Raw genomic sequence first — 7,289 nt, 5'->3', positions numbered from 1 at the left:
CCCCCGCAACCGGACCCACCCCGCCATCCCACAGGAAACCAGCACTTGCCGTTGCTGTTGCTCTTGCTTCGGCCGTTGCTTCGGCGGGTGCAGGGCGCAGCCCTGCAGAACACCCCCTACTCCTGCGGATCGCGGGTGATGTGGATGTCGGTCGGGGTCGACAGCGGAATGTTCCGCTCGGCCAGGATCTGCAGCAGGCTGAAGTACAGATCGCTGCGGGTGGCGTAGACCTGCCGCGGGCTGGCCACGTACGCGAAACTGTTGATGGTGATCTGGCCACCGGCAATGCTGTCGATGTAAACCGTCGGTGTCGGCTGCTGCAACACGTTGGCGTGCGCGGTATACGCATCCAGCAGCGCCTGCCGCAGGTTGCCGACATCAGTGCTGGGCGGCACCGCGAACTGGATCTGGATGCGGCCCTGGTTGTTGCCCATCGTCATGTTGCGCACGGTCTTGGTGACCAGCTCGGAGTTGGGCACGATCAGCGTCGACTTGTCGCCCACCTGGATCTCGGTCGATCGCAGGCTGATGCGGCGGATGTCGCCCTCCTGGTCACCCAGCTTCACCCAGTCGCCGATCTTCACCGGCCGCTCGGCCAGCAGGATCAGGCCGGAGACGAAGTTCTGGGTGATCACCTGCAGGCCGAAACCGATACCCACCGACAGCGCGCTGACCAGCAATGCCAGCTTGCTCAGCTGCAGGCCCATCGCCGACAGCGCCCAGATCACCGCGATGATGATGCCCACATAGCGGGCAACGGTACTCACCGAATTGCGCGCGCCCAGGTCCAGCTCGGTCTTGGGCAGGTAGGTGTCGGTCAGCCAGCGCTGTACCAGCTGGGTAACGGCCAGGCCAGCCAGCAGCACCAGCACCGCCAGCACGATGCGCACCGGCTCCAGCTTGGTTCCGCCAATGTCGAATCCAGAGGTGAACAGCGAGGAGAAGCGCTCCACCACGGCGCCGATGTTGCCGAACGGTGCCACCAGCGCCAGCAGCGCGATCAGTACGACGATGGTGCGCAACGCCGCCGACAGCAGCACGCCCGCCTGTTCCAGCCGCGATACGCTCAGGCCGGTACTGAGCAGGATGGTCTGGCCGACCTTGCTGTCGGCGTTGAGCATCCACGTGCTCAGGTCATCGACGAACTTGAACAGCAGGGTCGCCGCCAGCACCACGATGCTGCCGCCAATCAGCTGCTGGTTCACGAACTTGGCGAAATTCAGGTAGCCCATCAACGTCGCGGCGATGGCGGCCACCACCGCGACGTTGCCCGCTACGCGTGCCAGTACCAGCCAGCTGCTGCGACGCACCGGCGTTGCCGCACCCACGCCATCGGCCTGTGCCTCCAGCTTGGCCTCGGCTTCGGCGGTCTGCCGCCGATGCAGGCGCGCCAGGGTCACCAGCATGGCCATGATCAGGCCGAGGTAGGTCAGGGCAATCAGGCCGTCCAACGCCACCGTGGTGACGTCGCTGGTGCGCGTAGCCTGGTCGAGGGCCACCAGCACCGTGCTCAGCCAGGCCAGCGCCGCCGCGCCCCAGGCGTATTTGCGCAGCTTGAGTGCGGCGGTGTCATCCAGATTCAGCAACCGCCACGACGGACGCTTGGGTACCAGCATGCACGCGCTGAGCGCCGCAATGAAGGCCGCGCGGAAGGTGGCCGTCTCCAGGCCGTCGGCCACCACCTGCAGACGCGGCGCGATGGCATCGATCGCATCGAGCGCTGCCATCAGCAACACCACGGCATAGCCGGGCAGCAGCGTGCCCACCAGCAGCAGCCACATCGCCAGTCCGGATCGCCGCAGGCGACCGTCCGGCGCACGCTCGGACGCCGCAAAGCGCCGCCCCAGCCTGCGCAGCCACAGCCGCAGCGGGAACATCATCACCAGCGCGGCCAGCAGGCCCAGCAACGGCGTGCCCCAGCCATTGGCCCGGACACCAGCAACAAACGTATCGCGCCCCTGCTCGGCCAACGGCGCGACGCGTGCGATATCGATCGGCAGGCGCTCGGCCACCTTGCTCCACAGCGCCGGAGACAACGGCGAGGCGACCTTCTTCCCCATGTCTTCGGCGCGTTGCGCAGTGCGCTGCTGGTCGATGTCGGCTGCCAGCTGCTGGGCACGCACGGCACTGGCCTTGGCCTGCGCCACCGATGCGGCCAGCCCATCGCGCTGCTTGTTGAGGGTGCGCCGTTGCGCCGCCAGTTCGGGCGGCTCGGTGGCGCCCTCGGCAGGCGTGCCCAACTGCGCCAGCTGTTCGTCGAGGCGGTCCAGCTGCGGCTGCAGCGACTTCTCCAGCGCCTCGGCGTCACGCCGGGCCTTCGAAGCATCCTCGGACAGCATGGCCAGTGTTTCGATGGCCGCGGCATCACCACGCTTGCGGTCGACTTCCTTCAGCTTTGCATCGATATCCGCCAGCTGCTGCTTCGGCGTGGGGTCCTCATCCTGTGCCAGCACCGGTGCGGACAGCAGGAAGGCAGTGCACAGCAGCAGGGCCAGCCAGGGCCCCCGTGCACGGATCGATCGCAGGAAAGAAGACACGCCAGACATACCAGTTCGCGCGGACCACCGCGCCTGCGCGCGACTATACGGCACAGGCGGTCAACAGCGGATGGGCGGCCCCGTCAGCGTCGCGCGTCAGTACTTCAGGCGCAACTCTTCCACCGTCGGCTGTTGCAGGGCATACCAGTCCTGGAACTCTTCCTCGGTAATCTCATCGGGCGCATACACCGCCACCGGGTACCAGTCGTGGTCGGTCGGCAGCGGCTGGCGCGGGCCGGCACGCAGGCTGTAGCTCACGCCCTCGTAGTCGACCAGGTCATCGACCTGCGGCCACTGTTCGCGCGCGAACGCGGATTCACTCTTCAACAGGATCACCTGGTACATCGGCACCTCCACCTCGGTTGGATCAGGAAAACACGGCGCTGGCGGCAGGATACCGCCAGGCCGGTGGCAACAGGCACGTCGCAGCGGCGACGGAACGTTCTGGACACGGCCATCGCCCCGGCTTCACCCGCCCATGGCGAGCCCATCGGCATCGTGGAGACCCACCACTGCCACCACTGCCGATGACCGACCACCCGCCGCTGAAGACCGTCGCCGACCTCAAGCTGCCCCGCTACCTGGGCACCTGGTACGAGATCGCCCGTCTGCCGATGCGCCACGAGCCGGAAGGCTGCACCGACGTGTCGGCGCACTACACCCTGCTCGAGAACGGCAACGTCGGCGTCACCAACCGCTGCCGCATGGACGGCGAGATCGAAGAGGCAACCGGCGAGGCCTGCGCCGTCGAAAACGACAGCGCGCGCCTGGAAGTCAGCTTCCTGCCCAAGGGCCTGCGCTGGCTGCCGTTTGCCAAGGGCGACTACTGGGTGATCCAGATCGCCCCGGACTACAGCGTTTCGCTGGTGGGCAGCCCGGATCGCAAGTACCTGTGGCTGCTGGCACGCGAGCCGCAGCTGGACGCCACCGTGCAGGAACATTATCTGGCCGCAGCGCGCCTGCAGGGCTTCGATCTGTCCGAACTGATCCAGACCCCGCATACCGGCCACCCGACCGCCTGAGCAGCACACTTCATGGACCTGAAAAGTGGCTACCCGTGGTGGGCCATACGCAACGGACTGATCCAGGCGTTCCCGCCGCTGGAAAAGGACCTGCGCTGCGACGTGCTGGTGGTCGGTGGCGGCATCACCGGTTCACTCATCGCCGACGAGCTGTCCCGGCATGGCCATGACGTGGCCTTGATCGAGCAGCGCGACATCGGCTGGGGCAGCACGGCCGCGAGCACCGCGCTGCTGCAGTACGAGATCGACACCCACCTGCTGGAGCTGGCCCAGCGCTATGGCAACGATGCGGCCGCCCTGGCCTACCGTGCCTGTGCCGATGCGATCCCGGCATTGGGCGAAGTGGCACGTGGACTGAAGAACGTGGATTTCCAGCAGATGGACAGCCTGTATCTGGCCAGCCGGCGGCGCGACGTGCCGCGCTTGATGGCCGAAGGTGCTGCGCGCCGCGGCATTGGACTGGACGCCCGCTGGCTGGACCGCGAAGCCCTTCGCGAACGCTTCGACGTGGACGCCGGTGGCGCCCTGCTGACCCGCCAGGCGGCCCGGGTTGACCCCTACTGCCTTACCTACGGCCTGCTCAAACGGGTGCGCCGGCGCGGTGGCCATGTGCACGACCGCACGGTGCTGCACACGCTCAAGCCCGGCGTGCAGGGCGTAACCGCATTGACCGAGGCCGGCGCTACGGTCCGCGCCCGCCATGTGGTCCTGGCGATGGGCTACGCCAGCCAGCGCTGGCTCGAGCAGCGGGTCGCACGCAACCGCAGCAGCTATGCCTTCATCACTGATCCCATTGATGCGGGCGCGCTCGGCCGGCTGCGCAACACCATGGTGTGGGAGAGCGCACGCCCGTACCTGTACCTGCGCGCCACCGGCGACCGCCGCCTGCTGGTGGGCGGGCTGGATGACGCCATCGACATTCCGGCTCGCCGCGACCGGCGCGTGCAGCACAAGGCCGACAAGCTGATGGATCAGCTGCTGCACTGGTTCCCGCGTCTGGATCCGGTACCGGCGTTCTCCTGGGCCGGCACCTTCGCTGAAACCGCCGACGGCCTGCCGTTCTTTGGCCCGCACGACCAGTGGGGGCCGCGGGTGCATTTCGCCATGGCCTACGGCGGCAACGGCATCACCTATTCGATGATCGGCGCGCAGCTGCTGCGGGCCCGGATCGAGCGGCGCAGGCATGCGCTGGAGGGATTGTTCGGATTCGGGCGGTTGTGACCTGCGGCCAGGCACGGCCTGGCTCTACCCCAATCCGGTGCCGACAGGCATCATTCAAGCAACCCCTGCTAGCGTCGGCCTGTACCGCCGCGTGTTGCGTGGCCACCTGTCCGCTGGAGCGCCGTCATGATCCGCCCCCTGACCCTGCTGCTGTGCCTGGCCCTGCCGGGAACCGTGCTGGCCCAGTCCGCCGCTGGCACCACTGCGCCGCAGGCCGCTGGCCTGGACCTGACGCTGCCGCAGGCGCCAATGCGCTACCTCAACGACCCGGCCCTGCAGCAGGACCCGCCCGGCACCTATTACGGTGACAAGAGCGGCCCGCGCGTGCACGACGACGCGAAGATCGCCGACGTCACCGACGACAAGGTCAAGGTGTCCGGCAGCTTCACCACCGGTATCGGCTATTCGAAGAACGGTGGCAACAGCCACTACAACGCGGCCACGCTGAACCTGAGCAAGAACTACACCACCGATGAGGGCAAGACCCACGGGGTCAACGTCAACATCCACGTGAGCGAAGGCAAGGGCCCGGGATTCTTCGGCCCGTACGGCGGTTACTACGGCCGCGGCCCGGGCTATTGGGATTACCCGCCGCCGTTTGGCTGGTAAGCCAGCCCTGTAGAACCGAGCCCATGCTCGGCTACGGTTGGCCGGAAAGCCGAGCATGGGCTCGGCTCTACAGAGGCCAACGTCAATCCAGCCAGCCATCGCGCTCGCTGTGCAGGATCCGGCCGTCATACCCGCTCAGGCGCACGTCCACCTTCTGGTTGCGTGCATTGCGGGCCTCCAGCGACCAGGTCGCACCATCGCGTTCCAGCGAATGGATCTCGCGCAGGCCATGCGCCTGTGCCCGTGCCAGCACCTGCTCGGTGGTCAGCAGCGCGCGGCCGCTGTGCTCGTCGAAGATCTCGCCGGTCTTCGGGTCCACATAGACCTCGCTGAAGCGGCCATCAGCGCGGCTCACGTCGGCCTCCCACAGGCCGTCATCGCGCTCGATCTCGTGGATCTGGGTGTAGCCGGCCTTGCGCAGGGTCTGTTCAACCTGGGCCATGCCCAGCGGCGCGGCCTGTACGGCCGGCGCGACGGTCAGCAGGGCAACAGTGGCGAGGGTGAGCGACTTCAACATGGGGGTTCTCCTGTTCGTGTTCGTGGCCGGACCATCCCGGCAACGCCACGATGCACCCCGTGGTTAACAGCGCCTTAGCCGGCACTGTTAGCCAGCTGTTAGTCACCCCCGGCACTCTCACGCCTGTTCCTACAGCCCTCCCTGCGCCCCGATGCTCTCCACCCTGCCCCTGCTGCTGGCCCTGGCCAACGCCCCGACCACCGCCGCGCCCGTCCAGGACCCGGCGCAGCAGGTCGCGCGCCGCGCCGTGCAGCAGGGCCGCTACGTGCCGCTGGAAAGCGTGGTGCGCGATGCGCTCAAGCGCTACCCGGGCCAGCTGCTGGAAGTGGAGCTGGATGACGGTGTCTACGAAGTGGAGATCCTGCGCGGCGACGGCGTGGTGGTGGAGCTGGACTATGATGCGCGCAGCGGAAAGCTGCTGAAGACGGAGCTCGACGACTGATGCGCATCCTGTTGGCCGAAGACGATGCCGCACTGGCACAGCGCCTGGTGCCCCTGCTGGAGCAGGCCGGCTACGTGGTGCATGTGGTTGCCGATGGCCGCCAGGCCGAGGAGATCGGCCAGATCGAAGACCTGCAGGCGGCCATCGTTGACCTGGGCCTGCCCGGGCTTGACGGATTGAGCGTGATCGAGCGCTGGCGCGGCAATGGCCGCAGCTTTCCGGTGCTGGTGCTGACCGCACGCGGGCGCTGGCACGACAAGCTGGCCGGCTTCGATGCCGGTGCCGACGATTACCTCACCAAGCCATTCCAGGCCGACGAACTGGTGCTGCGCCTGCGCGCCCTGATCCGCCGCAGCCATGGCCACGCCAGCCCGCGCCTGCACTGCGGCCCGCTGCAGCTGGACGTCAATGCCGGCCGCTTTGAACTGGATGGGCAGGCGCTACCCCTCAGCCCGCAGGAGTTCCGCCTGCTCAGCTATTTCATCCACCACAGTGGGCAGGTGATCGGCCGCGACCGCCTGGGCGAACAGGTGTTCGACGGCGGCCATGACCCGGACTCCAACGCACTGGACGTGCTGCTGGGCCGGGTACGCCGCAAGCTCGGCATCGACCTGATCCAGACCGTGCGCGGCCAGGGCTGGCGGCTGGCCGCGCCGTGAACCGGCAACCGTCGCTGCGACGGCGCCTGCTGCTGGCCGGTGGCGTCGGCCTGCTGCTGGTCTCGCTGCTGGCCAGCGCGCTGCTGGGCGAACTGTTCAAGCGCAGCGCGCGCGACCGCCTCGACCACGAACTGCAGCAGGACATGCTGACGCTGGTCGCGCAGATGGAAGTTGCTTCCGACGGCCAGCTGCAGCTGCGCCAGGAACCCAACGACGCGCGTTTCCAGCGCGTGTTCTCCGGTGCCTACTGGCAGATAGCCGGTGCCGATGGCCGCGTTCTGC

The 7,289-nt window shown here is 67.6% G+C and carries 8 protein-coding genes and 1 pseudogene; 6 read left to right on the top strand and 3 right to left on the bottom strand.

What is annotated here, in order from left to right; all coding sequences use genetic code 11:
* Window positions 1–116: 116 nt before the first annotated feature.
* Both N5C25_RS19925 and N5C25_RS19920 read right to left on the bottom strand, forming a co-directional pair.
* Complete coding sequence (locus tag N5C25_RS19925) at window positions 117–2,546, bottom strand: DUF3772 domain-containing protein (protein WP_058978915.1); 2,430 nt, start codon at window positions 2,544–2,546, stop codon at window positions 117–119.
* 87 nt (window positions 2,547–2,633) lie between these two features.
* Window positions 2,634–2,882: a hypothetical protein gene (locus N5C25_RS19920; RefSeq protein ID WP_021201923.1), complete on the bottom strand. Its 249-nt coding sequence runs from the start codon at window positions 2,880–2,882 to the stop codon at window positions 2,634–2,636.
* Window positions 2,883–3,064: 182 nt separating this feature from the next.
* On the opposite strand from N5C25_RS19920, the gene N5C25_RS19915 reads away from it, so the two are divergent.
* The 3 genes from N5C25_RS19915 to N5C25_RS19905 all read left to right on the top strand — a co-directional run bounded on the left by N5C25_RS19915 (window position 3,065) and on the right by N5C25_RS19905 (window position 5,389).
* Window positions 3,065–3,559 (top strand): lipocalin family protein, encoded by a 495-nt coding sequence (locus N5C25_RS19915; protein WP_058978917.1) that lies wholly within the window; start codon window positions 3,065–3,067, stop codon window positions 3,557–3,559.
* A 12-nt stretch (window positions 3,560–3,571) separates the two neighbouring features.
* Window positions 3,572–4,780 carry an FAD-dependent oxidoreductase gene (locus N5C25_RS19910; protein ID WP_279937738.1) on the top strand — a complete coding sequence of 403 codons (1,209 nt, stop codon included), beginning with the start codon at window positions 3,572–3,574 and terminating at the stop codon, window positions 4,778–4,780.
* Window positions 4,781–4,906: 126 nt separating this feature from the next.
* A complete protein-coding gene (locus N5C25_RS19905; protein WP_279937737.1) occupies window positions 4,907–5,389 on the top strand; it encodes a hypothetical protein in 483 nt (160 codons plus the stop codon).
* A gap of 82 nt (window positions 5,390–5,471) precedes the next feature.
* Here the strand turns inward: N5C25_RS19905 and N5C25_RS19900 are convergent, their stop codons facing one another.
* Window positions 5,472–5,906 carry a PepSY domain-containing protein gene (locus tag N5C25_RS19900; RefSeq protein ID WP_043401290.1) on the bottom strand — a complete coding sequence of 145 codons (435 nt, stop codon included), beginning with the start codon at window positions 5,904–5,906 and terminating at the stop codon, window positions 5,472–5,474.
* A 151-nt stretch (window positions 5,907–6,057) separates the two neighbouring features.
* Between N5C25_RS19900 and N5C25_RS19895 the strand changes: the two genes are divergently transcribed.
* The 3 genes and pseudogenes from N5C25_RS19895 to N5C25_RS19885 all read left to right on the top strand — a co-directional run.
* Window positions 6,058–6,348: a PepSY domain-containing protein gene (locus N5C25_RS19895; RefSeq protein ID WP_262214386.1), complete on the top strand. Its 291-nt coding sequence runs from the start codon at window positions 6,058–6,060 to the stop codon at window positions 6,346–6,348.
* The gene (locus N5C25_RS19890) at window positions 6,348–7,007 is read left to right on the top strand and encodes a response regulator transcription factor (RefSeq protein ID WP_262214387.1); all 660 of its coding nucleotides are present in this window, start codon (window positions 6,348–6,350) and stop codon (window positions 7,005–7,007) included. Before N5C25_RS19895 ends, N5C25_RS19890 begins: the two co-directional genes overlap by 1 nt.
* Window positions 7,004–7,289: pseudogene (locus N5C25_RS19885) on the top strand (sensor histidine kinase); the annotation flags it as partial. The gene N5C25_RS19890 and the pseudogene N5C25_RS19885, both read left to right, overlap by 4 nt.

Source organism: Stenotrophomonas sp. GD03958, assembly GCF_029839005.1.
GTDB lineage: Bacteria > Pseudomonadota > Gammaproteobacteria > Xanthomonadales > Xanthomonadaceae > Stenotrophomonas > Stenotrophomonas hibiscicola.
Note: the sequence above shows the minus strand (reverse complement) of the source record. Positions and strands in the feature narration are given on the sequence as shown.

Excerpts from the sequence above, each read along its gene's own strand:
- N5C25_RS19925 (WP_058978915.1), bottom strand. The coding sequence starts at position 2,546 with ATGTCTGGCGTGTCTTCTTTCCTGCGATCGATCCGTGCACGGGGGCCC.
- N5C25_RS19920 (WP_021201923.1), bottom strand. The coding sequence starts at position 2,882 with ATGTACCAGGTGATCCTGTTGAAGAGTGAATCCGCGTTCGCGCGCGAA.
- N5C25_RS19915 (WP_058978917.1), top strand. The coding sequence starts at position 3,065 with ATGACCGACCACCCGCCGCTGAAGACCGTCGCCGACCTCAAGCTGCCC.
- N5C25_RS19910 (WP_279937738.1), top strand. The coding sequence starts at position 3,572 with ATGGACCTGAAAAGTGGCTACCCGTGGTGGGCCATACGCAACGGACTG.
- N5C25_RS19905 (WP_279937737.1), top strand. The coding sequence starts at position 4,907 with ATGATCCGCCCCCTGACCCTGCTGCTGTGCCTGGCCCTGCCGGGAACC.
- N5C25_RS19900 (WP_043401290.1), bottom strand. The coding sequence starts at position 5,906 with ATGTTGAAGTCGCTCACCCTCGCCACTGTTGCCCTGCTGACCGTCGCG.
- N5C25_RS19895 (WP_262214386.1), top strand. The coding sequence starts at position 6,058 with ATGCTCTCCACCCTGCCCCTGCTGCTGGCCCTGGCCAACGCCCCGACC.
- N5C25_RS19890 (WP_262214387.1), top strand. The coding sequence starts at position 6,348 with ATGCGCATCCTGTTGGCCGAAGACGATGCCGCACTGGCACAGCGCCTG.